Genomic DNA, 22,211 nt, shown 5'->3' with positions numbered 1-22,211 from the left:
AATGGGTCCCAGCTTTCGCTGGGACGACATCGTGGGCTGGGTGATAGCAGTGGGTTACTCAACCACGGCTTCCATTCGGCCGCGGCGCCTCGGCAACAGGCTTGAGCGCGCCTACTCTTCGTCGTCGTCGATGATCTCGATTTCGATGACGCCCTTCTTGCTCGCCGCGAGGCCGAGCTTGCCGTGCTTGATGGCAAGCGCCTTGTCGCCGAACAGCTTGCGGCGCCAGCCTTTCAGTGCCGGCACGTCCGCATCGTCATCGAGCACCAGCGCATCGATATCGTCGGAGGTGGCGATGATGCGCGAGGCAACACCGTTATCCTCAGCCACCGATTTCAGCAGTACGCGGAGCAGGTCGCCGACGGCGCCCTTGGGCGAGGGACCACGGTGGCGGTCGGGCAGCTTGGGCAGGTCGGATTTCCCCAGCGCTTCGACATCCCTAAGGATCGAGACAATCTCGCCGGCAGCTGAGGAGCGTCCATAGCCGCGCTGCACGGCGCGCAGCTTGTCGAAGCTCTCGGGATTGAGCGGGCGCTGCATCGCCAATTCGATCAGCGCGTCGTCTTTGAGGATGCGGCTGCGCGGCTGGTCGGTATCCTGGGCGCGCTGCTCGCGCCAGGCCGCCAGCGCCTTCAGCGCGGCGACATCGCGCGGCTTGGCGAGGCGGGCCTTGAGCCGCTCCCAGGCATGCTCGGGCTGCACCACATAGGTGTGGATCGATTCGAGCACTGCCAGTTCGTCCTCCACCCAGTCCCAGCGGCCGGTATCATCGACCTGCTTGACCAGCGCTGCATAGACGTCACGCAGATGGGTGACGTCGGCGAGGGCGTAGACCTTCTGCTTTTCGGTCAGCGGCCGGGCCGACCAGTCGGTGAAGCGGGAAGATTTGTCGAGTTCGACCTTGGTGATCGAACGGACCAGGTTGTCGTAGCTGACGCTGTCACCGAAGCCGCAAACGGAAGCGGCGACCTGGGTGTCGAAAATGTTGGCGGGCACTTTGCCGGTCAGCTTGACGAAGATTTCGATGTCCTGCCGGGCCGCGTGGAAGACCTTGCGGACCTTGTCGTTGGCGAGGAGCTTGAAGAACGGCGACAAATCGAGGCCGGGGGCGAGCGGATCGATGAGAACCGCTTCGTCGAGGGTTGCCGCCTGCAGCAGGCAGAGCTTCGGCCAGTAGGTTGTTTCGCGCAGGAACTCGGTATCGACCGTCACGAAATCATAACCGGCGGCGCGCTTCGAAAAGGCGGCGAGCACGTCGGTCGAAGTAATGAGCTCCATCAAGACTCTTTCGTCACAAGGCTTACCAATCCTGAATAACAGTGGGACACGCGAATGGCGAGCACAGAGTGGCGAATAAGTCACGGTCTCGCGGCGTGGTCATCTGGGTTCCCGTGCGTTCTCTGCGCTTTCGGTCAGGGCCGCTCAACTTGACAATTGCGCCCTCGCATGCGCTTGTCCGGCCCCGAAATCCGCCTGCCTCAGAGACAAGAGATGAGTGAAATGCACCGCTACCGCACCCACACCTGCGCCGCCCTTCGCCAGGGTGACGTGGGCAATAATGTGCGCCTCAGCGGTTGGGTGCATCGCGTCCGCGATCACGGCGGCCTGCTGTTCATCGACCTGCGCGACCATTATGGGCTGACCCAGCTGGTGATCGATCCCGATTCCAAGGCGTTCAAGCTGGCCGAGACGGTGCGCTCCGAGTGGGTGATCCGGGTTGATGGCGAGGTGAAGCAGCGTACGCCCGAAACGGTCAACGGCAAGCAGCCGACCGGCCAGGTCGAAGTGTTCATCCGCGAGCTCGAAGTGCTGAGTGAAGCCACCGAGCTGCCGCTGCCGGTGTTCGCCGAGCCGGATTATCCGGAAGACATCCGCCTAAAATACCGCTTCCTCGACCTGCGCCGCGAGACGCTGCATGCCAACATCGTCAAGCGCACCAAGGTGATCTCGTCGATGCGCCGCCGCATGGGCGATATCGGCTTTGCCGAGTACTCGACGCCGATCCTTACCGCGTCGTCGCCCGAAGGCGCCCGCGACTTCCTGGTGCCGAGCCGCATCCATCCTGGCAAGTTCTTCGCCCTGCCGCAGGCACCGCAGCAGTATAAGCAGCTGCTGATGGTGGCCGGTTTCGACCGCTACTTCCAGATCGCGCCGTGCTTCCGCGACGAGGACCCGCGCGCCGACCGCCTGCCGGGCGAGTTCTACCAGCTCGACCTCGAGATGAGCTTCGTTACCCAGGAAGAAATCTGGGACACCATGCAGCCGGTCATCACCGGGCTGTTCGAGGAGTTCGCCGACGGGAAGCCCGTGACGACGGAATGGCCGCGCATCCCCTATGACACGGCGATCCGCAAGTACGGCTCGGACAAGCCCGACCTGCGCAACCCGATCGAAATGCAGGACGTCACCGAGCACTTCCGCGGCTCGGGCTTCGGTGTGTTCGCCAACCAGATCGCCAGCGACGCCAAGGTAGAAGTCTGGGCCATTCCGGCGAGGACCGGCGGCAGCCGCGCCTTCTGCGATCGCATGAACGCCTGGGCCCAGGGGCAGGGTCAGCCGGGCCTCGGCTACATCTTCTTCAAGGACGGGGCAGGCTCGGGCCCGGTGGCCAAGAACATCGGCGAAGAGCGCACCGCGGCGATCCGCACCCAGCTCGGCCTCGCCGACGGCGACGCGGTGTTCTTCGTGCTCGGCCGCCCGGACAAGATGTACAAGTTCGCCGGCGAAGCGCGGGTGAAGATCGGTCTCGACCTCAACCTCACCCAGCTCGACCAGTTCAAGCTGTGCTGGATCGTCGACTTCCCGTTCTACGAGTGGAGCGAGGAAGAAAAGCGCCTCGACTTCGCGCACAATCCGTTCTCAATGCCGCGGGGCGGCATCGACGCGCTGAACACCGAGGACCCGCTGAGCATCAAGGCGTTCCAGTACGATGCGGTGTGCAACGGCTTTGAGATCGCCTCGGGTTCGATCCGTAACCAGCTGCCCGAGACCATGGTCAAGGCGTTCGAGCTGACCGGCAAGTCGCGCACCGAGGTCGAGGAGCAGTTCGGCGGCCTCTATCGCGCCTTCCAGTACGGTGCCCCGCCGCATGGCGGAGCCGCCTTCGGCATCGACCGCATCGTCATGCTGATCTGCGGTGCGCAGAACCTGCGCGAGATCACGCTGTTCCCGATGAACCAGCAGGCCGAAGATCTGCTGATGGGCGCTCCGAGCCCGGCCGAGCCCAAGCAGCTGCGCGAGCTGCACGTGCGGGTGATCGCCGACACCAAGTGAGTGGGGCGCCTTCGGGCGCCCTTTCCGTTTCCGAGGAAGCGGCGGGAGTATGAACGCAGGTTCGCGTAGTCGTTCCGATGTCCGTCCCAACCACCGGGGTCATTCCCGCGAAAGCGGGAACCTCCATTCGCGATGGCGGCTATCAATCACCGGCGTCCCATTCCGGCACGGTCGGTTAATCACCGTTAACACTCTCTTAAAGTCCGCCCGCTAGGCATTTGTTGCCTATCTCCGTCGGGGGCGGATTCGCTTGAAGTCCAAGTATGCCCATGTGCTGATGCTACTCGCGGCCTTTGCCGCGTTCCTGCCGGTCATGGCCGTGGATTTCGTGCTCGATTCCTACGTGCGGGTGCGTGAGCGGGTGCTGCTGCAGCAATCGGTGGATGCGGTCGCAAGCCGGGTGCAGGCGACCGCCTATGACGCGATCTCGTCGTTGCGCCGCATCCTCGCCGAGAGTCCCTCGCTCTGCACCCCCAGCTTCATCGCCAACGTGCATCGGCAGATGGAGCTGAGCCTCTATCTGAAGCAGGTGCTGGTCGAGAATGCCGACGGGGTGCAGTACTGCGACGCACTCGGCAAGGACGTGAAATACTCGCCGCTGTCGCGCCCGCTGTCGGTGCCCAACCAGACCGAGACCATCGAGGTAGCGAAGTACGCCGACCTCCGAATCCCCGCGCTGAAGGTGACGCAAGCGTTTGGCACGACGCGAAAGGTATCGGCCTTCGTGCCGATTCTGGCGGCCGAGCCGGACAGCCTGTTGAACGGGTTGAGGCCGACCTCGATGATGCGGGTGTCGCTGACTGACGGCGCTGAGATCGTCACTGTCGGCGACCCCAAGGCCTATGATAACCGCGGCGATATCGAGTTCGTCACGGCCGAGAGCTTTGCCGGCGAACTGCCGATCCGAGTGACGGCGGCGGTGCCGTTCGCCATGGTACGAGCCGATTACGGCGATCTCGACGCAAGCTTCACCGTGGTGGCGGCGCTGATGTGCGGAGCGTTCCTGATCCTCGCGCTGCAATATGTACGCCGGTCCGACCTGCCGGCCTTCGACCTCGAGCGGGCGATCGCTGCAGGGGAGTTGAAGCCCTACTACCAGCCGGTGATCAACTTGAGGACCGGTGCGCTCGCCGGCTGTGAGGTGCTGTGCCGGTGGGAGAAAAAGAGCGGCGAAGTGGTGCCGCCCGGCGCCTTCATCGACTATGCGGAGGTGACGGGGCTGGCGCTGCCGATGACGGTCAGTCTGATGCAGCAGGTGAAAGCCGACCTGAGCGCGCTTTGTGGGGACATGCCGGAACTGAAGATCTCGATCAACCTGTTCGAGGGGCATTTCCGCGACGGCACGGTCGTCGACGACGTCCACACCATCTTTTCCAACTCGGCGATCAGCTTCCGGCAACTGGTGTTCGAGATCACCGAGCGGAAGCCGCTCGAGAAAATGGCACAGGCGCAGAGTGTCATCGCCGGGCTGCACGCGCTGGGCTGCAAGCTGGCGATGGTCGACGCCGGCACCGGCCACTCGAACCTCGCGTACCTGCAGACGCTCGGCGTCGACGTGGTGAAGATCGACCGCGTGTTCGTCGACATGATCAAGCCCGAGGGCGCGCCGGTGCCGGTGCTCGACGGGTTAATCGCCATGGCGCGCGACCTCGGCACCGAGATCGTTGCCGAGGGCGTCGAGACCGAAGCCCAGGCGCTGTACCTGAGGGCGCGTGGCGTGGTGCAGGCGCAGGGCTACCTCTTTGCTCCGGCGCTCAAGGCTGGCGCCTTCCGCGACCTGGCACGGGCTCTGAATGCCCCGGTGGTGCTGCCGGGGCTGGTGCAGGTGAGCGCGGCTTAGCCGAAGGTCCGGCGCAAGCTGACCCCCACCCTTAATCCCTCCCCGCAAGGGGGAGGGAGACGCCGACACCGGCATCAGTGTTTTGGTCGCCCTCCCCCTTGCGGGGAGGGGACAGGGGTGGGGGTCCACAGCCACCGGGCGAGGAAACTCCTTCCCGTCAGTTTCCCGCTATCCCCGCCTTTTCATCGCCCTCGATTAGTGGCACTCACTCCTGAGTTTCCGGGAGGGTGTTTATGTCTGCCGACGTGACCGAACAGAAGAAAGCGCTGCGTGAAGCGGCGCTGCATTTCCACCAGTTCCCCAAGCCCGGAAAGCTTGAGATTCAGGCGACCAAGCCGCTCGGCAACCAGCGCGACCTGTCTCTGGCCTATTCCCCCGGTGTCGCCGCGCCCTGCGAGGAAATTGCCGCCGATCCCGAGGCGGTGACCAAGTACACTTCGCGCGGCAACCTCGTCGCAGTGATCTCGAATGGCACCGCCGTGCTCGGGCTCGGCAATATCGGTGCGCTGGCCAGTAAGCCGGTGATGGAGGGCAAGGCGGTGCTCTTCAAGAAATTCGCCGGCATCGACGTGTTCGATATCGAGATCGACGAGACCGACCCGCAGAAATTCATCGAGGTGGTGCGCCCGCTGGAACCGACCTTTGGCGGCATCAACCTCGAGGACATCAAGGCGCCCGAGTGCTTCGCCATCGAGGAAGCGCTGCGCGAGCGCATGAAGATCCCGGTGTTCCACGACGATCAGCACGGCACGGCGATCATCGTCGGCGCCGCGGTGCTGAATGGGCTGGAGCTCAGCGGCAAGAAGATCGAGGAGGTGAAGATCTGCACCTCCGGGGCAGGGGCGGCGGCCATCGCCTGCCTCAACATCCTCGTCGCGTTGGGTGCAAAGCTCGAGAACATCTGGGTGGCCGACAAGGACGGGCTGCTCACCGACAAGCGAGACGACGTCAACGACAAGTGGCGCGGCCGCTTCTGCCGGCAGTCGAACGCCACGACGCTGGCCGAGGTGATCGACGGCGCCGACATCTTCCTCGGCCTGTCGGCGGCCGGCGCGCTGAAGCCAGAGATGCTGCAGAAAATGGGGCCGAACCCGCTGATCTTGGCGCTGGCCAACCCGAACCCCGAGATCATGCCCGAGGTGGCGAAGGAAATCCGCCCCGACGCCATGGTGTGCACCGGGCGCTCGGACTATCCCAATCAGGTCAACAACGTCCTCTGCTTCCCCTTCATCTTCCGCGGCGCGCTCGACGTCGGCGCCACCACCATCAACGAGGAAATGAAGCTCGCGGCGGCGCAGGCGATCGCCAAGCTGGCGCATGACCCCGGGCTGGAAGTGTCGCCCTCCGGCCAGCCTGCGGTCTACGGACCCGAGCACATCATCCCGAACCCGTTCGACCAGCGGCTGATCCTCCGCATTGCGCCGGCAGTGGCGCGGGCGGCAATGGAGTCGGGCGTCGCCAAGCGCCCGATCACCGATTTCCAAGCCTATCACGACAGCCTCAACCGCTTCGTCTTCCGCTCCGGCCTGGTGATGAAGCCGGTGATCGACAAGGTGATCGGCCAGCAGAAGCGCATCGCCTTTGCCGACGGCGAAGACGAGCGCGTGCTGCGCGCCGCGCAGGTGATGATCGAAGACCGCATGGCGCTGCCGATCCTGATCGGCCGCCCGCAGGTGATCGAAAGCCGGCTGCAGCGCTTCGGGCTGACCATCAAGCCGGGCCGCGATTTCGAGGTGGTGAACCCCGAGGATGACCCGCGCTATCGTGATTATGTCGAGCTGTTCCACTCGCTGGTCGGCCGCAACGGCGTGACCCCTGATATCGCCAAGACGATCGTTCGCACCAACACCACGGTGATTGCGGCGCTGTCAGTGAAGCGCGGCGACGCCGATGCCATGCTCTGCGGCTTCCAGGGCCGCTTCATCAAGCACGTGCGCGACATCCGCTCGATCATCGGGCTGCAGGATGGCGTGAAGGACGTCTCGGCGCTGTCGATGCTGATCATGCCGCGCGGCGTGTTCTTCCTCGCCGACACCTACGTCAACATGGACCCGACCCCGGATGAGCTGGTGGCCATTGCCCTCCAGGCGCGCGACCATCTCAAGCGCTTCAACATCGAGGCCAAGGCGGCGCTGCTCAGTTACTCGAACTTCGGTTCGCGCGACGGCGACACTGCCTACAAGATGCGTGAGGCCTACCAGAAGCTGAAAGCCGTGGCCCCCGAGATGATCATCGAGGGCGAAATGCAGGGTGACCTGGCGCTCAACGATGAGCTGCGCAGCCGCTACATCCCGGAATCGGTGCTGAAGGGCGAAGCGAACCTCTTGCTGTTCCCCAACCTCGACAGCGCCAACCTGTCGATGACGCTGCTCAAGGAAATGAACAACGCGCTGGCCGTCGGTCCGATCCTGATGGGGCCGCGGGCACCGGCCCATATTCTTGCCCCCTCGACCACCAGCCGCGGAATCGTCAATATGACGGCAATTGCCGCCAGCGAAGCGGTAGCGTTGGGGGAGAGGACCTGATGATCCGGCATACTGTCGTATTCAATTTGAAGCACGCCCACGGTTCATTGATGGAGAAGGCGTTTCTGCGTGACGCGCTGGTGCTGAAGGAAATCCCGGGCGTAAAGAAATTCGAGCAGCTGCGACAGACCTCGAAGAAGAACGACTACGAGTTCGGCTTCTCCATGGAGTTCGCCGACCAGGCTGCCTACACCGCCTACAACGAGCACCCCAAGCACGTGAAGTTCGTGAAAGAGCGCTGGGACCGCGAAGTCGAGAAGTTCCTGGAGATCGACTACGAGCCGGTGTGAGGTGCTGGAGCCTAGGCGAGTTCAGGCGGTAGATCACTTTGCTTTGAGAGCGGCACCATAAATGACGGGGTGCCGTATTGCCCCATCTGAATTAGGTACCCCTCGCCCCGAAGAAACATGATGTGAAGCCAAAGCCATTCTCTGAGTCTGCGTAAGTCCTCCTCAAGCGTGTCGGTCTCTGCGGCCAAGCTGGCAGCGGTCGTCCGCTCAGGATGCCGTTCATGTACGAGGCCGCTAGCTCTAGAGAACATCTGCTTCAGTTCGGTGGAGTCGATGTCGTATCCAGCGGCAGCGCCGGCGCCACCCTCAAGCACCATCTTGTAGCCCTCCACCGGCTTGACTAGGCGTTGAGCTGCTGGAAGATGCAACAACCGCTTCTTCTCGAGCCAGGTGAGTAACTGATCTGCGTCTTTGGTTCGCAAGGCAGCCAGGCCTTGTCCGTTTCGAGCTTCAACACCGCTTAGGGCGGCAAATGTGACTCCCTCAACCACCTTGCGAACTTGCAGTGCCAGTCGCTCTGCTCTGAAAAGCGGGTGCTCGTCGGGTGACACTGCCGCGCCCAAAAGAAGGCGCGCGCGGATGACTCTCATCAACTCGAGATAGGCAATGTCGGGCGCCACCTCGTGCTCGTCCTTTACTGGAACGCCGTCTCGGCAAAACTCCTGAGCTTGCGCGAATGCAGCCGCTCCGGCGGCTGATCGCGCAGAATCTCCATGGCCCTCAGGCCGATCTGGAAGTGGCGGTTCACCTGGGTACGGTAGAAATCCGAGGCCATGCCGGGGAGTTTCAGTTCGCCGTGCAGTGGCTTGTCCGAAACGCACAGCAGCGTGCCGTAGGGGACACGGAAGCGGAAGCCGTTGGCGGCGATGGTGGCCGATTCCATGTCGAGGGCGACGGCGCGGGACTGCGACAGCTGCCGGGTGATCGAGGCCTGGTCGCGCAGCTCCCAGTTGCGGTTGTCGAAGGTGGCCACCGTGCCGGTGCGCATGATCCGCTTGGTCTCGATGCCTTCGAGATGGGTGATCTCGGCCACTGCCTTTTCGAGCGCCACCTGCACTTCGGCGAGCGCCGGGATCGGCACCGTCACCGGCAGGTCGGCGTCGAGCACATGGTCTTCGCGGAGGTAGGCGTGGGCCAGCACGTAGTCGCCCAGCTCCTGCGAGTTGCGGAGGCCCGCGCAGTGGCCGAGCATGATCCAGGCATGCGGCCGCAGCACCGCGATGTGGTCGGTGATGGTCTTGGCGTTGGAGGGCCCGACGCCGATGTTGACGATGGTGATGCCGCGGTTGCGCGGCATGGTCAGGTGCAGCGCCGGCATCTGCGGGGTACGCGTGGCCCGCAGCCCCGACGTGCCGCCGCCGAGGCGCTGGTTCAAGGTGGCGAAGCCGCCGGGTTCGACGAAGCTGTCATATTCCGGGTGACCCTCCTGCATGTAGCGTTCGGCCACGCGGGCGAACTCATCCATGTAGAAGCCGTAGTTCGTGAAGATCACGAAGTTCTGGAAATGCTCGGCTTCGGTGCCGGTGTAGTGGCTGAGCCGCTGCAGCGAATAGTCGACCCGCGGCGCGGTGAAATGTGCCAGCGGATAGGGGCCGCCGGGCGGCGGCACGAACGTGCCGTTGGCGATCTCGTCGTCGGTGTCCTGCAGGTCCGGCACGTCGAACAGGTCGCGCAGCGGGATCGGCAGGGCGTTGATCGCCTCGCCATCGATCCGCTCGGTCGAGGGAATGGCGAAATGCAGCGGAATGCGGGTCGAGGATTCGCCGACCTCGATGGCGCCGCCATGGTTCCTGAGGATCACCTCGAACTGCTCGATCAGGTAGTTCTTGAACAGGTCGGGCGCGGTGATCGTGGTGCGATAGATGCCCGGCGTGTGGAGGTACCCATAGGGGAGGGTGCTGTCGGTCTTGCCGTAGCTGCGCGAGGTGACCTGCACTTCCGGATAGAACGCCCGCACCCGGCCTTTGGGGACGCGCCCGCGCGTCAGGCCGAGCAACTGCTCGCGGATGAAGCCGGTATTGCGGTGGTAGATCTCGGCGACATAAGCCCAGGCGGCGTGCGGATCGGTGAACGCCTTCTGCGGCAGGCCCGGCGGAGTGATGGTGTCCATGTTCTTCTCGTTGGCAAGACGATGCTCGGCACCGCTTTGCAGCCCATCCTTAGGAGTTTCGGGGCGCTTCGGCAATCGGCGCACCTTACGAGCTGTTCATGTTCTTCACCTTCCGGTGAAGGCACTTTTCATGCCGCAAAGCACACCCATCTTAGAGTGGAGTTCATCGGACTACTGCAAACGACCCATGCACCGGTGAACGCAGGAGAAGTTGCCCGCCGCTGCCCCCAAGCCCTCAACAGTGCGGCCGGCGCTTCTCAGGGCCACGAACCAGAGATGGTTCGTGGCCCTCTTATTTTGTGCCGATGACGGCGCGATGTCAGAAGACACGCGGGCGATGTCAGTCCATGCGACGGGCCGTGATCTGCATCGGACGCTCGCTCGAAACCGACGGCGTATAGGTGCAGCGCAGCGTCTGCAGCACCGGCAGGTCGGGAACGATGATCCGAGCGAGGAAGGCCGGCAGCAGGTTGCCGCCGCGGCAGGTCATGCGATCGGCGCTCCAGGCGACGCCATTGCCGCACGAGGTGCGCTTGAGCTGAATGTTGATGTCACGGCCACGGGCGTTCCAGGTCAGGCGACCGTCGCACCGCACGCCGCCGCCACGCACCGTGTAAGTGCCGCGCTGCTCGAGGCAGAACGTCATGCGATAGGGACCGTAGAGGCGCTGCTGCACCTGGTAGCAGCCGGTAAACAGGGCGCCGCCGGGCACGTCGGGCACGATCACCCGTGTTTCCATGTCCTGCGCGTAAGTCGGGGTGAAGCTGGCAAGTATGATGATGAGGCCGGCGACCACGCCGGCAAGATACCGAACGACGCTCATGAGGCTTTCTCCAATGCGCTGCCGGAGGTCGGCAGCGTCCGCGGTTGCGAGGCTAACACCTTGAAACGGAGGACAATATGACCGACGCGCTCACATTGCTTCAATGCTTACCGAAGGGTTCGCATATCTGCGCGTAGTCCTCGCCGGCCAATGCTGGCTAGTTCGGCAAGGCAATGTCCTCGGGCTCGGAACGGTCGAATACCCGGATCGGGTTCACCTCACCGTAATAGGAAGCATCGACGTCATAGCTGACCAATCGGTACTCGCCGTCGGCCAGCGTCCACACGCCGATACTCGAGGCATCACCGATGCCGCGCCAGTAAGCCGTGGCGGCAATGGTTCCCGATTTGTCATCGACGTCGGCATTGGTGACGAGAAAGCTGGCGGTCATTCCGGTGAGCTCGAGCTTGATCAGCTTGCCGTCGCCATCGCCGGCGGCTTCGTCGTAGCTCGGCTTAGTGCTGGGCGATGCAAGGCTCAGCGGCTGCAGCCCGTCGATCTCGTCCCAGCCATAGAACACCGAGCTGAAATTGTAGGCGCCGCCATTGCAGTTGAACTGATAGAGACGAAATTTGTGCGCCGGCGCTCCGGGTTCGTCGTAGCTGCCCTGGTACGCAAGGTCGAACACCCGCGGTTCGGTACCTCCATAACCGCCGTCGATTGCCGCATTGCAGGGCTCGGTAAAGGCGAGGGTGAACAGCCGGCGGACGAGCGCAGTGTCGGGCGGGTTTTCGGTGCCCGTACTGAGTTCGGTGGTCGGCACGAAGTCGTCATAGCTCCCGGTTCCTGCGTCGGCCTGGGCGAAGGCTGTAGACGTCACGGTCAGGGCGGCGAGTATGGTCATCAGACGGCGCATGTCGGCCTCCATTTGTGCGCCGGACTATGTCAGCGGTCGCGCGGCGAGGCGAGTGGGCGTCACAAAATCGCTTCCGGCCTCAGCGGCTTGTCGCTATGTTTCGCCCGGCACGCGAGGAGGGATTATGCGTCTGCCGGTTTCAACCTCTGCACTGCTGCTTGCGCTGCTCGCCGCGGGCCCATCCTTGGCGGCCGAGATGATCGATTCGGTGTTTCAGGTCACCTTCCGCTATGCCGGCGAAGACGAGGTCCTGAACGATACGGTCGTGCCCCTGCTGCCGGGAAACGCCTGCTACAACTGGTATGTGCGGCTGGCTGAGGGCACTGCGCCCAAAACCGCCACCGAAACCCTGAGCCTGCCGATGCCGCTTGAGGATTGGGGCACCCTCGCCACCGATCCCGATGACGGCATCGATATTTCTGCCGACGCCAAGGTGGCGACGCGCACCTTTATGCCCGAACTCGATGGGGAGGGCTGGTTCAGCCACAGCTGGTGCGTTGCGCCGGGCGATCCGGTCGGCGCCCACTCGATTGCTATCGCCGTGGATGGCGATAAACTGGTTACCTATGACTTCCAGGTGGTCCTGCCCGAGGACTATTACTGGCCTTCCATCGTCCAGCCCACGCCCCGCGAGCGTAGCGTCGACCACAGCTGGTGATCATCTGCCTACCAACCCCTGAGGACTACTTATGTCGCTTTCCATGTACGCGATCACCGTTCCGGTGTTCACGCGCTACCTGAACAACCTCGACGCCATCCTGGTGAAGGCAGAGGTCAACGCCGCCGAGCGCAAGATCAAGCCGGAGGTGCTGGTGTCGGCGCGGCTGGCGCCCGACATGCACCCGCTGTCATTCCAGGTGCAGTCGACCACCGACCGCATCAAGTTCACGCTGGCGCGGCTGACCGGCCGCACCCCGCCGAGCTGGGAAGACAATGAGGCGACGCTGGCGGACCTGCGCGCTCGCGTGAAGAAGGCACTCGAGTTCGTCGCGAGCTTCTCTGAGGCCGATCTCGCCGGCAGTGAGGGCAAGACGCTGACGCTGAAGGTGCGCGGCGAGGACACTCAGGTTCCGGCGATCGAGCATGTGACGCTCAATGCGGTGCCGCAAATCTTCTTCCACATCACCTCCGCCTACGCGATCCTGCGCCACAACGGCGTGCCGATCGGCAAGCGCGATTTCACCGGCGGCTGAGGTAGGGAATAGGCAGTCGGCAGTACCGGGTTTCGTTCCGTGCGACTGCCGACTGCCGATCTCAGGAGTAACGCTCTTCCTTCCACGGGTCGGCGTGGTTGTGATAGCCGCGCACCTCCCAGAAGCCGCGGTGGTCGCGCTCGGCGAACTCGATGCGCTTGAGCCATTTCGGGCTCTTCCAGAAATAGAGGTGCGGGACCACCAGCCGCACCGGGCCGCCATGGTCGCGACTGAGCGGCTCGTTCTCCCAGGTATGGGCGATCAGCGCGTCCCCGGAGGCGAAGTCCTCGATCGCCATGTTGGTGGTGTAGCCGTCGTTCGAGGTGAACAGCACGAAGCGCGCCTCCGGCTTCACTCCAACCGCATCCATCAACTGGTGGGTGGTGACGCCCTTCCAGTGGTTGTCGTAGCGCGACCAACTGGTGACGCAGTGGATATCGCTGAGCTTGTCGGCCTGCGGCTGCGCCATCAAATCGTCGAATGACCAGGTTTGTGGGCGCTCGACCTGACCGGCGATATCGAGGCGCCAGACCTCCTTGGCGACGTTCGGGGTTTGCCCGAGGTCGAGGATGGGCCAGTTCTTCACCAGATGCTGACCCGGCGGCAGGCGGGCATCTTCGGGCCGCGACAGCTGCCCGGTGAGAAATTTGCCGAGTTCGGCCCAACGCGACTTGGTTTTGGTGAGCTTGCTGTCTTCGGGGAGATCGTCGTCGCTGGACATGCTGGCCTCTCTGTTCTCGCTAAAAGCTTGGCCGACCGGTGCGGCAAGTCAATGGACATTCCTGCGCTTAGCAGCCCCGCACCGCCCTCATGTCCAATTATGGCCGCCTTACCCATTGTGAGGCCCGGCAATGGTCCCCATGTTTTCCGGGATCGTTCAACATTGGAGAGTGAAGATGCTGAACCCCGAAGACCGCCGCGCCATCGAAGGCCTGTTCGATCGGCTTGCCGATGTCGAGCGCAAGAACCCTCAGCGCGACCCCGAGGCACAGGACCTGATCGATCGCGAGATCGTCCGGCAGCCGGGTGCGCCCTACTACATGGCACAGACCATTCTGGTGCAGCAGCACGCCCTGGAGGTCGCTGAGCGGCGTATTCAGGAGCTTGAACGCGAGGTCGAGGAAAAAGGCCGCGGCGGCATGTTCGGTGGCCTGTTCGACGATGGTCGTGGCCGCCAGAACCGCTACGACGACAACCAGCAGGTGCAGCGCAGCCGCAGCCCCTGGGATCGCCAGGACGATCCGGCCGACACCCGCTATCAGCGCGGCCAGGTGGGGCAGGGCGGTGGGTTCCTTGCCGGCGCAGCGCAGACCGCGCTTGGCGTCGCCGGCGGTGTGCTGCTCGGCAGCGCCATCGGTTCGCTGTTCGGCGCCGGCGGCGCGCATGCCGCCGAGAGTTCGGCCAACGACCAGCCCGCCACCGACGCCGGTAACGACAATGTCAACGACCAGGATCAGGGCGCAGCCCAGGACAGCGGCGATCAGTCCGGCGGGGATTGGGGCGATTTCGGTGGTGGCGATGGCGGCGGCTTCGACATGGGCGGGGATTTCTGACGCAGCCCCATGGGGTTGCCGCATTGGGGAATCGTTGGGCATGATCGCGGCCGATGACAGAACCGCATGTTGAGATCGACCTATCGAAGGTAGACAAGGCCGAGGGAGCGGATCGCCTCTCGGCCATCCTGATGGCAATTGCGACGGCGGAGGACCGGGACCGGATCTCCATCGGCGATCTCCTCGAAGCGCTGAAACGTCGCGCGCTCGGCGCGCTGATGTTCATCTTCGCCATCATCACTGCTCTGCCGATGCCGCCCGGCGTCTCGGCGGTCGTTGGCGCACCGCTGGTGTTTCTCACCGCCCAACTGATGCTGGGGATGAACGCCTGGTTGCCGCGCATCATCACAGATCGGTCGCTGAGCCGCGTCGATTTCCACCGTGTGATGAAAGCGGCCTCGCCTTGGCTGGCCCGCGCCGAAGGCATCATGAAGCCGCGCTTCGAGTTTCTGGCGAAGCGCCCGGCGGTCTATTTCGCGGGCTTCGTGGCCTTCGTCATGGCGCTGCTGGTGCTGCTGCCGATCCCGGGCGCCAACATGGCCCCGTCGATCGCCATCTGCATCATCGCCCTTGGCCTGCTCGAGCGCGACGGCATCTGGATCGTGCTTGGCGCCCTGGTGGGGATCGTCTCGACGATAGTAGTGGGCGGCATCTACTGGGTGCTGATCAGCTGGACGGTCGGCGTCGTGCTCAGCTTCTTCGGGCTGGGCGCGCCGCCGCCTGTGCCGGCTGTTTAGAGCGTTTCATCTTCGAGATGCAGCAGTAGGCGCCATCCGGCGAGGCACACTGTCTCAGCCTATCACCGAGCGCAACCCAAGGGTGAAATGCTCAAGGGCGCTCACCAGTAAGCCAGCGCCGAGAACGGATCGTTGGTGAAGGTTCCGGCTTTGCGCTTCTCGTAGAAATTGTTCCCGCCCGCTTCCAGCACGTAGAACATGTTGTTGTACGAGAAGCGGTAGCCGGCGGTGTGGAAGTGCTTCACGTCGCGCGACAGCGTCGGATGGCGGGCGCCGCGCAGCACCCGGTCGGCAACGCTGTAGGCGAGCGCGGCGGAGCGCTTCTCGGTCATCTTCTTGTTCAGCACGCCCGGGGCGAACTGGTTTTTCTGCCCGACGACACCACAGACCGACTGGGGGTAGCGCTTGTCAGCGACGCGGTTCATCACCACCGTGCCGACGGCCAGCATGCCGTCTTCGCTCGAGCGGTTGGATTCGAAGTACATGGCGCGCGCCAGGCAATCGCGCGAGGAAAGACCGCCAAGAGAGAAAGTGGCGCAGCCGGCGACGAGGCTCAACAGCATCGGCGCCGCGAACAGCAGCTTGAGTGACCCTGCCAACGATGACTCCAGAACGCAAACACAACTAAGGAGCCGGGCTGACGCTGCCCGTGCTCCCTAGAATGCACGTAGTGGAGTTAAGAGTGCGTTGAGGATATCAGCGCCGGCGGCTGCCCGATGCCATCACCAGGCTGACGAGGCAGGCGAGCCCGACCAGCGCTGCCATGGTGGGCGCCGGATCGCGGCGCACCGCCTTGCCGGCCCTCCACGCCTGCTTGCCGAGCACCCGTGCCGCGACGGCACCCTGATGCATCGCGCCATCCGCGAGGTCGTGAGCGAAGTGGCCGACATCGTGCCGGGCGCCGGCGCTGTAGCGACTGAGCGCATCGGACAGGTGGCTCGCATCCCGCGCCAGGCTGGAGAATTGGCGGCCGAAGCGTTCCTGGGCATCGTCGGTGAAGTGGGACAGGTCGAAACCGCGGGAATGGGCCATGGCTGAAGCTCCTCAATGTGTGAGATGCTAACGCGACAGCGGCTTTCGGGGTTCCGGAAACTGGGCGAGGGCAGGGCTACCAGTCGGTAGCGTCGTCCTGCCCTCTACTTAAGCTCGATAAACTTGAGCGCAATCCGTTAACGAATAGTTAACGTGCGCCGGCCGGAACCACTGCACGCCGGTAGAGGTGCCACGTGGCGTGGCCGAGCACCGGCACCACGATACTGAGCCCGACCAGCAGCGGAATCGTGCCGATGACCAGGAGCGCGGCAACGATGAAGCCCCAGGCCGCGATCTGCAGCGGGTTCTTCAGCGTCACCCGCAGCGAGGTCTGCACGGCGATGGCGGTGCCGAGGTCGCGATCGAGCAGCAGCGGGATCGAAACCACCATGGTCGCGAGCACGAAGGCCGCGAACACGAAGCCGATCAGGTTGCCCCAGATCATCAGCTGCTGGCCCGCCGATGTGGTGAGCACCTCGTTGACGAAAGCCATCAGTGTCGGCGGCGACCCCGGGCCGAAGAAGGTCTCGTAGATGAACTGCGCCGTCATCAGCCAGACGGTGAAGACGATCAGCATCATCACCCCGAGCGCGGCGATCGAGGCGAAGGCCGGGGTCCGGAACACTTCGAACGCGGCGCGCCAATGCGTATCGAGACCCTGCTCCTGTCGCCGGCTCATCTCGTAGATCGGCAGCGCCAGGAAGGGGCCGACCAGCGCAAAGCCGGAAATCAACGGGAACAGCAATGGCCAGGAATTGTTGCCGGAGGTCCAGACCGCCAGCATCGCGCCGACCAGCGGATAGATCAGGCCCAGGAAGGCCAGGTGCGAGGGTCGTTGCCAGAAATCGCGCCAGCCTTCGGCCAGGGCGCCCGTGAGGTCGTCGAAGCCGATGCGGCGGATCTCGGGAACATCGAGCCGTTCCGCATTGGTGAGCACGTGAAAGCCGACCATCTCCATCCTCCTCGAAATGGGGAGCCAGGACGGTCGCCGCTTGGCGTGTGCTACGCCCGGCGGTAACCGCCACTGCGTCTCGAACACCATCCTAGCCCGGTTTTTCGATCCTGTCGAAGTAAGCCTTTCGTGTGCTGCGGTGGACGAACCCTCGATTTCAAGGTCCTGAACCGGACAAAAAGCGACCGTCGCCGGTTTGATGCGCGGGCTCCGATGCCCAAATGCATTGCCACCACAGGGAAAAAGGGGACCACGATGACAGGCAAGGAAGGTGCGAGGCTGCACCGGCAGTTCGACAGGATCGGCCGCGCTGTACCCGCCTCAACCGGCTTTCTCGCGTGGATCCGCAAGCCATCCTCGCGGATCGTCCGCATCCCGCTCGGCATCCTGCTGATTCTGGGCGGCGTGTTCAGCTTCCTGCCGCTGCTTGGCGTCTGGATGCTGCCGCTTGGCCTGTTCCTCCTGGCGCTCGACCTGCCGTTCCTGCAGGGCCCGCTCAACCGGCTGAGCTTCTGGGTGCAGCGCAAGTGGACCAACTGGCAGCGCAGCCGGAAGAACAAGCAGCGCTAGCTACTCGAGCGCTCCGCTGGCGATCGCTGCTTCCAGCAGGTCGACCGCATGCGCCAGCTTCTCGTCGACCACGTGCAGGTAGCGCGTCCAGTCGTCTAGATGGCCCAACTCCTCGTTGCCATCGGAGATACCGCGCAGTGCGATGAGCGGTACCTTGAAGCGCTGGCAAGCCCGCAGCACGGCGTAGGTCTCCATATCCACCATGTCAGCACCGATCCCTTGGTACGCCGCGCCCGACACCACATTGGCGCCGGTCGACAGCGTCGCCTTGGCGATGCCAGGGACGAACGGCCCGAGCGGAATGACCGCCGGTTGGTCGCTGAGCGGCGTCACGCCCCGCTCGAACCCGAGCGGCGAGGCGTCCATGTCGCGATAATCGACCGAAGTCGCCTGGTAGACCCCGGTCTGCTCCAGCTTCGCCGACCCTCCTGAACCCAGTGACACTACCAGCGCCGGAAGTTTGCCTTGGGCGTCGAGCTTGGCGAGCGCGTGCGTGACCACGATCGCCGCTTCCACCGGACCCACACCCGTCATCAGCGGCGTGATGCGCGAGCGCAGGTGCGGGCCGTACTCGTTGTCGAGCGCCATGACATACAGGATGTCGGCCGCGCCGGGCGTGCGGGAAGCAAAGGGCATGAGGACTCGTCCGGATTTTCAGCCTGGAGCCGGAGGCGTAAGCTCGAAAAGCGGCTCATGCAACGGAGGAGAACATGCTTCTGTCCGATCATCGTGCCTACTCGACCATCCCGGCCTCCAACCTCGCCCGGGCCAAGGCCTGGTATCGCGACAAGCTCGGCCTCGAGCCGGCCGAGGAGCTGCCGATCGGCATCGTCTACCGCCTCGCTGACGGCACCGGCTTCCAGCTCTACGAGACCCAGTTCGCCGGCACCGCGCAGAATACCGCCATGGCGTTCAGTTCCAAGGATGTCGCAGCCGACATGCAGATGCTGAGGGCGCGCGGCGTGAAGTTCGAGGAATATGACTTTCCCGGGCTGAAGACTGAGAACGGCATGGCCAAAATGGGCCCGTACCACGGCGCCTGGTTCAAGGATTCCGAGGGCAACATCCTCGCCATCGGCGACGAGCCGAACTGACCGGAGCGCTTTCAGGAGAAAGCCTGTCCCCGCGAAGGCGGGGATTGCAGACTTTTTCCTCCTCGGACTTGATCCGGGGATCGAAAGCGCGACCAACCGGAGAACTGGAGCTTCAGCCGTTCGACGAACGGGTGAAGTTCGGCGTGGACTCCGCATTGACAGGACGCGCGGCGGACAACAGTCTGCCGCGCCATGACGATTGCACCTTCGCCGCCGGCTGACGTGAAGCCGCGCCTCACTGCCGAAATTGACTCCCGGCGCGACGACCTGATCGCCTTGACGCAGGACCTGATCCGCATCCCCACGATCAATCCGCCGGGCAATAACTACCGCGAGATCTGCGACTACCTCGCAAGTCGCTTGAGCAAACGCGGCTATGCCGTTGAATTGGTTCGTGCCGATGGTAAGCCCGGCGACAGCGACAAGTACCCGCGCTGGAATGTGGTGGCGCGTCGTGAGGGCGCCGGGCCGGGCGACACGGTGCACTTCAACTCGCACCATGACGTGGTGGAGGTCGGCCGCGGCTGGACCTTCGACCCCTTCGGTGGCGAACTGAAAGATGGCCGAATCTATGGTCGCGGCACCTGCGACATGAAGGGCGGCCTCGCCGCCTCGATCATCGCCGCCGAGGCGTTTGCCGACGTTGTGCCCGACTATCGCGGCGCCATCGAGATTTCCGGCACCGCTGACGAAGAGACCGGCGGCTTCGGCGGTGTCGCCTATCTTGCCGAGCACGGCTATTTCTCCCCAGCGCGTGTGCAGCACGTCATCATTCCCGAGCCGCTGAACAAGGATCGGATCTGTCTGGGCCACCGTGGTGTCTGGTGGGCCGAGATCGAAACCTTCGGCCGGATCGCCCATGGCTCCATGCCGTTCCTCGGCGACAGCGCCATCCGCCATATGGCCGAGGTGCTGCGGCAGTTCGAGGATGTGCTCTACCCGGCGCTGAGCCAGAAGCGCACCGCCATGCCGGTGGTGCCGCCCGGGGCGCGGCAATCGACCATGAACATCAACTCGATCCACGGCGGACAGGCTGAGCCCGAGGGCGGTTTCACCGGCTTTCCGGCGCCGGTGGTGGCGCATTCGGCCCGCATCGTCATCGATCGTCGCTACCTGATCGAGGAAAGCCCCGTCGCGGTGCGGCAGGAGGTGATCGACCTGCTCGAAAAGCTCAAGGCAGAGCGGCAGGGTTTCAGCTACGAGATCCGCGACCTCTGGACAATTTCGCCGACCATGACCGAGAAGGACGCTCCGGTGGTGCGCTCTGTCGCCAAGGCAATTGCCGAGGTGATCGGCGTGTCGCCGGAATATGTGGTCTCGCCCGGCACTTACGACCAGAAGCACATCGACCGGATCGGCCGGCTGAAGAACTGCATTGCCTATGGCCCCGGCATTCTCGACCTGGCGCACCAGCCGGACGAGTGGGTCGGCGTCGACGACATGCTGGATTCGGCCAAGGTCATGGCGCTGGCGCTGCTCGATTTGTTGGGACCCAAGTCGTGATCGTGCTGTGCCCACGGAGTCATTCCCGCGAAAGCGGGAACCTCTGTTTGCCGCGCTCTCGGCGCGCCCCAGAACGGAGATTCCCGCTTTCGCGGGAATGACCCGGTGAAAGGAGGCATGTACGGTGGTGGCTATCGGAAGAATGTTGTTTCCCGCAAGCTATGCGCTACGCGCAAATCGCGCCGTGCAGCCGGTTCACCTGAAGCCGGAAGCATCCTAGGATCGCCTCAAGACCGCGGGGGTAAGCGGTCGGAAACAGAAGGGATAATCATGCGCAGATCACTGGTCGTGCTGGCTCTCGCCGGCGCATTGGCAATGACCACCGCGATGACGCCGGCATTCGCCCAGGCGCGGACCGACGTGAAGGTCGGCCTCGTGCTCGAGCCGCCCAGCCTTGACCCGACTGCCGAGGCCGCGGCCGCCGTCGACGAAGTGCTCTATTCCAACGTCTTCGAGGGCCTGACCCGCATCATCGCCGACGGCAGTGTCGTGCCGGCGCTGGCGAAATCCTGGGAGATTTCCGAGGATGGCCTGACTTACACCTTCCACCTGGTCGAGGGCGCCAAGTTCCACGACGGCACCGATTTCAACGCCGATGACGTGAAATTCTCGCTCGACCGCATCAATGCCGAGGGCTCGCTGAACGCCCAGAAGGCGCTCTACGCCTCGATCGCCTCGGTGGAGGTGGTCGATCCGGCGACCGTCAAGGTCACGCTGAAACAGCCCGACGGCAACCTGATCTACAACCTCGCCTGGGGCGATGCGGTGATCGTGGCGCCGGAAAGCGCCGACGCCAACAAGACCAACCCGATCGGCACCGGCCCGTTCAGCTTCAAGGACCGGGTCGAGGGCGACAGCATCACGCTCGAAAAGAACCAGGCCTATTGGGGCACCCCGGTGAAGCTCGAAGGCGCGACCTTCAAGTTCATCGCCGATCCGACCGCTGCCTTTGCGGCGCTGCAGGCCGGCGACGTTGACACCTTCCCGAACTTCCCGGCTCCCGAGACCGTCGCACAGTTCCAGAGCGATCCGCGCTTCCGCGTGGTGATCGGCTCGACCGAAGGCGAGACCATCCTGACCATGAACAACGGCAAGGCGCCGCTGGACAACGTCAAGGTCCGCGAAGCCATCGCCCATGCCATTGACCGCCAGGCGATCATCGATGGCGCCATGTTCGGCTACGGCACCCCGATCGGCACCTTCCTGTCGCCGGCCAACCCCGACTATATCGACCTGACCGCGCAGTCGAACTACGACCCGGAAAAGTCGAAGGCACTGCTGGCCGAAGCCGGCGTCACCGATCTGACGCTGTCGCTGAAGCTGCCGCCGGTCGAGGGCTATGCCCGCCGCGGCGGTGAGATCATCGCCAGCCAGCTGGCGGCGGTCGGCATCAAGACCGAAGTGACCAACCTCGAATGGGCGCAGTGGCTCAGCGAAGTGTTCACTGACAAGAACTACGACCTGACCATCATCTCGCACACCGAGCCCAACGATATCGGGATTTTTGCGCGCGACGGGTACTACTTCCAGTACAACAATGCCGACTTCAACAAGCTCATCGCCGACCTCGCCGTGACATCAGACCCGGCCAAGCGCTCGGAGCTGACCAAGGCCGCCGAAAAGAACCTCGCCGACAACTACGCCGTCGGCTTCCTGTTCGAACTGGCCAAGGTCGGGGTCGAGAACGCCAAGCTCAAGGGCATGTGGGAGAACGCGCCCACCCAGGCGACCGACCTCACCGGCGTGTCCTGGGAAGAGTGAGTGCTTGGGAGGCGGGCAATGCCCGCCTCCCACTCTGATGCGTTTGATCACCAGCCCCTCCCACAGCCGCGATGTCATCCCAGCGGAAGCTGGGACCCT

The 22,211-nt window shown here is 63.9% G+C and carries 22 protein-coding genes and 1 pseudogene; 13 read left to right on the top strand and 10 right to left on the bottom strand.

The window, feature by feature from the left end:
• Nucleotides 1–111: 111 nt before the first annotated feature.
• A complete protein-coding gene (gene rnd / locus ACSQ23_RS11720) occupies nucleotides 112–1,278 on the bottom strand; it encodes a ribonuclease D (RefSeq protein WP_055878149.1) in 1,167 nt (388 codons plus the stop codon).
• Nucleotides 1,279–1,500: 222 nt separating this feature from the next.
• Between rnd and aspS the strand changes: the two genes are divergently transcribed.
• The 4 genes from aspS (at nucleotide 1,501) to ACSQ23_RS11700 (ending at nucleotide 7,928) form a co-directional block, all read left to right on the top strand.
• Nucleotides 1,501–3,273, top strand: coding sequence for an aspartate--tRNA ligase (aspS, locus tag ACSQ23_RS11715; protein ID WP_055996726.1), 1,773 nt, complete (start codon nucleotides 1,501–1,503; stop codon nucleotides 3,271–3,273).
• 250 nt (nucleotides 3,274–3,523) lie between these two features.
• The gene (locus ACSQ23_RS11710; RefSeq protein WP_436090742.1) at nucleotides 3,524–5,113 is read left to right on the top strand and encodes an EAL domain-containing protein; all 1,590 of its coding nucleotides are present in this window, start codon (nucleotides 3,524–3,526) and stop codon (nucleotides 5,111–5,113) included.
• Nucleotides 5,114–5,346: 233 nt separating this feature from the next.
• Nucleotides 5,347–7,638, top strand: coding sequence for an NADP-dependent malic enzyme (locus ACSQ23_RS11705; RefSeq protein WP_055878144.1), 2,292 nt, complete (start codon nucleotides 5,347–5,349; stop codon nucleotides 7,636–7,638).
• Nucleotides 7,638–7,928 carry a Dabb family protein gene (locus ACSQ23_RS11700; protein WP_436090741.1) on the top strand — a complete coding sequence of 97 codons (291 nt, stop codon included), beginning with the start codon at nucleotides 7,638–7,640 and terminating at the stop codon, nucleotides 7,926–7,928. The genes ACSQ23_RS11705 and ACSQ23_RS11700 overlap by 1 nt, the downstream gene beginning before the upstream one ends.
• A gap of 11 nt (nucleotides 7,929–7,939) precedes the next feature.
• Here ACSQ23_RS11700 and ACSQ23_RS11695 read toward each other — a convergent pair whose 3' ends face one another.
• The 4 genes from ACSQ23_RS11695 to ACSQ23_RS11680 all read right to left on the bottom strand — a co-directional run bounded on the left by ACSQ23_RS11695 (nucleotide 7,940) and on the right by ACSQ23_RS11680 (nucleotide 11,717).
• Nucleotides 7,940–8,548, bottom strand: coding sequence for a hypothetical protein (locus ACSQ23_RS11695; protein ID WP_436090740.1), 609 nt, complete (start codon nucleotides 8,546–8,548; stop codon nucleotides 7,940–7,942).
• Between the two features lie 14 nt (nucleotides 8,549–8,562).
• Nucleotides 8,563–10,038 carry an AMP nucleosidase gene (locus ACSQ23_RS11690; protein WP_055878137.1) on the bottom strand — a complete coding sequence of 492 codons (1,476 nt, stop codon included), beginning with the start codon at nucleotides 10,036–10,038 and terminating at the stop codon, nucleotides 8,563–8,565.
• 340 nt (nucleotides 10,039–10,378) lie between these two features.
• Nucleotides 10,379–10,861, bottom strand: coding sequence for a hypothetical protein (locus ACSQ23_RS11685; RefSeq protein WP_436090739.1), 483 nt, complete (start codon nucleotides 10,859–10,861; stop codon nucleotides 10,379–10,381).
• A gap of 157 nt (nucleotides 10,862–11,018) precedes the next feature.
• Nucleotides 11,019–11,717: a hypothetical protein gene (locus tag ACSQ23_RS11680; RefSeq protein WP_436090738.1), complete on the bottom strand. Its 699-nt coding sequence runs from the start codon at nucleotides 11,715–11,717 to the stop codon at nucleotides 11,019–11,021.
• Between the two features lie 124 nt (nucleotides 11,718–11,841).
• On the opposite strand from ACSQ23_RS11680, the gene ACSQ23_RS11675 reads away from it, so the two are divergent.
• Together ACSQ23_RS11675 and ACSQ23_RS11670 are read left to right on the top strand one after the other, a co-directional pair.
• Entirely contained in the window at nucleotides 11,842–12,375 is a 534-nt protein-coding gene (locus tag ACSQ23_RS11675; RefSeq protein ID WP_436090737.1) for a hypothetical protein, read from the top strand.
• 31 nt (nucleotides 12,376–12,406) lie between these two features.
• Nucleotides 12,407–12,910 (top strand): DUF1993 domain-containing protein, encoded by a 504-nt coding sequence (locus ACSQ23_RS11670; RefSeq protein ID WP_436090736.1) that lies wholly within the window; start codon nucleotides 12,407–12,409, stop codon nucleotides 12,908–12,910.
• Between the two features lie 61 nt (nucleotides 12,911–12,971).
• On the opposite strand, the gene ACSQ23_RS11665 is transcribed toward ACSQ23_RS11670, so the two are convergent.
• On the bottom strand, nucleotides 12,972–13,631 hold the full coding sequence (locus tag ACSQ23_RS11665; protein ID WP_436090735.1) for a sulfite oxidase-like oxidoreductase: 660 nt from the start codon (nucleotides 13,629–13,631) through the stop codon (nucleotides 12,972–12,974).
• Between the two features lie 175 nt (nucleotides 13,632–13,806).
• On the opposite strand from ACSQ23_RS11665, the gene ACSQ23_RS11660 reads away from it, so the two are divergent.
• Nucleotides 13,807–14,463, top strand: a complete 657-nt coding sequence (locus tag ACSQ23_RS11660) for a DUF2076 domain-containing protein (RefSeq protein ID WP_436090734.1) — start codon at nucleotides 13,807–13,809, stop codon at nucleotides 14,461–14,463.
• Between the two features lie 53 nt (nucleotides 14,464–14,516).
• Nucleotides 14,517–15,200 (top strand): exopolysaccharide biosynthesis protein, encoded by a 684-nt coding sequence (locus ACSQ23_RS11655; RefSeq protein ID WP_055996114.1) that lies wholly within the window; start codon nucleotides 14,517–14,519, stop codon nucleotides 15,198–15,200.
• A 152-nt stretch (nucleotides 15,201–15,352) separates the two neighbouring features.
• On the opposite strand, the pseudogene ACSQ23_RS11650 reads toward ACSQ23_RS11655, so the two are convergent.
• The 3 genes and pseudogenes from ACSQ23_RS11650 to ACSQ23_RS11640 form a co-directional block, all read right to left on the bottom strand.
• Nucleotides 15,353–15,763 (bottom strand): annotated as a pseudogene (locus ACSQ23_RS11650) (cell wall hydrolase); the annotation flags it as partial.
• Between the two features lie 133 nt (nucleotides 15,764–15,896).
• Nucleotides 15,897–16,232: a hypothetical protein gene (locus ACSQ23_RS11645; RefSeq protein WP_055878123.1), complete on the bottom strand. Its 336-nt coding sequence runs from the start codon at nucleotides 16,230–16,232 to the stop codon at nucleotides 15,897–15,899.
• Between the two features lie 148 nt (nucleotides 16,233–16,380).
• Complete coding sequence (locus ACSQ23_RS11640; protein WP_055878122.1) at nucleotides 16,381–17,184, bottom strand: DUF2189 domain-containing protein; 804 nt, start codon at nucleotides 17,182–17,184, stop codon at nucleotides 16,381–16,383.
• Between the two features lie 255 nt (nucleotides 17,185–17,439).
• Between ACSQ23_RS11640 and ACSQ23_RS11635 the strand changes: the two genes are divergently transcribed.
• The gene (locus ACSQ23_RS11635) at nucleotides 17,440–17,754 is read left to right on the top strand and encodes a hypothetical protein (protein ID WP_055996120.1); all 315 of its coding nucleotides are present in this window, start codon (nucleotides 17,440–17,442) and stop codon (nucleotides 17,752–17,754) included.
• Here ACSQ23_RS11635 and ACSQ23_RS11630 read toward each other — a convergent pair whose 3' ends face one another.
• Entirely contained in the window at nucleotides 17,755–18,390 is a 636-nt protein-coding gene (locus ACSQ23_RS11630) for a 5'-methylthioadenosine/S-adenosylhomocysteine nucleosidase (RefSeq protein ID WP_055996123.1), read from the bottom strand.
• A gap of 74 nt (nucleotides 18,391–18,464) precedes the next feature.
• On the opposite strand from ACSQ23_RS11630, the gene ACSQ23_RS11625 reads away from it, so the two are divergent.
• The 4 genes from ACSQ23_RS11625 to ACSQ23_RS11610 all read left to right on the top strand — a co-directional run bounded on the left by ACSQ23_RS11625 (nucleotide 18,465) and on the right by ACSQ23_RS11610 (nucleotide 22,112).
• The gene (locus ACSQ23_RS11625; protein WP_055878116.1) at nucleotides 18,465–18,848 is read left to right on the top strand and encodes a VOC family protein; all 384 of its coding nucleotides are present in this window, start codon (nucleotides 18,465–18,467) and stop codon (nucleotides 18,846–18,848) included.
• Between the two features lie 44 nt (nucleotides 18,849–18,892).
• Nucleotides 18,893–19,069 (top strand): hypothetical protein, encoded by a 177-nt coding sequence (locus tag ACSQ23_RS11620; RefSeq protein WP_436090733.1) that lies wholly within the window; start codon nucleotides 18,893–18,895, stop codon nucleotides 19,067–19,069.
• Nucleotides 19,041–20,351, top strand: coding sequence for an acetylornithine deacetylase/succinyl-diaminopimelate desuccinylase family protein (locus ACSQ23_RS11615; RefSeq protein WP_436090732.1), 1,311 nt, complete (start codon nucleotides 19,041–19,043; stop codon nucleotides 20,349–20,351). The genes ACSQ23_RS11620 and ACSQ23_RS11615 overlap by 29 nt, the downstream gene beginning before the upstream one ends.
• Before the next feature lie 270 nt (nucleotides 20,352–20,621).
• Nucleotides 20,622–22,112, top strand: a complete 1,491-nt coding sequence (locus ACSQ23_RS11610; protein ID WP_436090731.1) for an ABC transporter substrate-binding protein — start codon at nucleotides 20,622–20,624, stop codon at nucleotides 22,110–22,112.
• The last annotated feature ends 99 nt before the right edge of the window (nucleotides 22,113–22,211 follow it).

It is taken from the genome of Devosia sp. LjRoot16 (genome assembly GCF_964252795.1).
GTDB lineage: Bacteria > Pseudomonadota > Alphaproteobacteria > Rhizobiales > Devosiaceae > Devosia_A.
Note: the sequence above shows the minus strand (reverse complement) of the source record. Positions and strands in the feature narration are given on the sequence as shown.

Bases quoted from the DNA above. Each gene is read 5' to 3' on its own strand.
- rnd (WP_055878149.1), bottom strand. From the start codon at position 1,278: ATGGAGCTCATTACTTCGACCGACGTGCTCGCCGCCTTTTCGAAGCGC.
- aspS (WP_055996726.1), top strand. From the start codon at position 1,501: ATGCACCGCTACCGCACCCACACCTGCGCCGCCCTTCGCCAGGGTGAC.
- ACSQ23_RS11705 (WP_055878144.1), top strand. From the start codon at position 5,347: ATGTCTGCCGACGTGACCGAACAGAAGAAAGCGCTGCGTGAAGCGGCG.
- ACSQ23_RS11700 (WP_436090741.1), top strand. From the start codon at position 7,638: ATGATCCGGCATACTGTCGTATTCAATTTGAAGCACGCCCACGGTTCA.
- ACSQ23_RS11690 (WP_055878137.1), bottom strand. From the start codon at position 10,038: ATGGACACCATCACTCCGCCGGGCCTGCCGCAGAAGGCGTTCACCGAT.
- ACSQ23_RS11685 (WP_436090739.1), bottom strand. From the start codon at position 10,861: ATGAGCGTCGTTCGGTATCTTGCCGGCGTGGTCGCCGGCCTCATCATC.
- ACSQ23_RS11680 (WP_436090738.1), bottom strand. From the start codon at position 11,717: ATGCGCCGTCTGATGACCATACTCGCCGCCCTGACCGTGACGTCTACA.
- ACSQ23_RS11675 (WP_436090737.1), top strand. From the start codon at position 11,842: ATGCGTCTGCCGGTTTCAACCTCTGCACTGCTGCTTGCGCTGCTCGCC.
- ACSQ23_RS11670 (WP_436090736.1), top strand. From the start codon at position 12,407: ATGTCGCTTTCCATGTACGCGATCACCGTTCCGGTGTTCACGCGCTAC.
- ACSQ23_RS11665 (WP_436090735.1), bottom strand. From the start codon at position 13,631: ATGTCCAGCGACGACGATCTCCCCGAAGACAGCAAGCTCACCAAAACC.
- ACSQ23_RS11660 (WP_436090734.1), top strand. From the start codon at position 13,807: ATGCTGAACCCCGAAGACCGCCGCGCCATCGAAGGCCTGTTCGATCGG.
- ACSQ23_RS11655 (WP_055996114.1), top strand. From the start codon at position 14,517: ATGACAGAACCGCATGTTGAGATCGACCTATCGAAGGTAGACAAGGCC.
- ACSQ23_RS11645 (WP_055878123.1), bottom strand. From the start codon at position 16,232: ATGGCCCATTCCCGCGGTTTCGACCTGTCCCACTTCACCGACGATGCC.
- ACSQ23_RS11640 (WP_055878122.1), bottom strand. From the start codon at position 17,184: ATGGTCGGCTTTCACGTGCTCACCAATGCGGAACGGCTCGATGTTCCC.
- ACSQ23_RS11635 (WP_055996120.1), top strand. From the start codon at position 17,440: ATGACAGGCAAGGAAGGTGCGAGGCTGCACCGGCAGTTCGACAGGATC.
- ACSQ23_RS11630 (WP_055996123.1), bottom strand. From the start codon at position 18,390: ATGCCCTTTGCTTCCCGCACGCCCGGCGCGGCCGACATCCTGTATGTC.
- ACSQ23_RS11625 (WP_055878116.1), top strand. From the start codon at position 18,465: ATGCTTCTGTCCGATCATCGTGCCTACTCGACCATCCCGGCCTCCAAC.
- ACSQ23_RS11615 (WP_436090732.1), top strand. From the start codon at position 19,041: ATGACGATTGCACCTTCGCCGCCGGCTGACGTGAAGCCGCGCCTCACT.
- ACSQ23_RS11610 (WP_436090731.1), top strand. From the start codon at position 20,622: ATGCGCAGATCACTGGTCGTGCTGGCTCTCGCCGGCGCATTGGCAATG.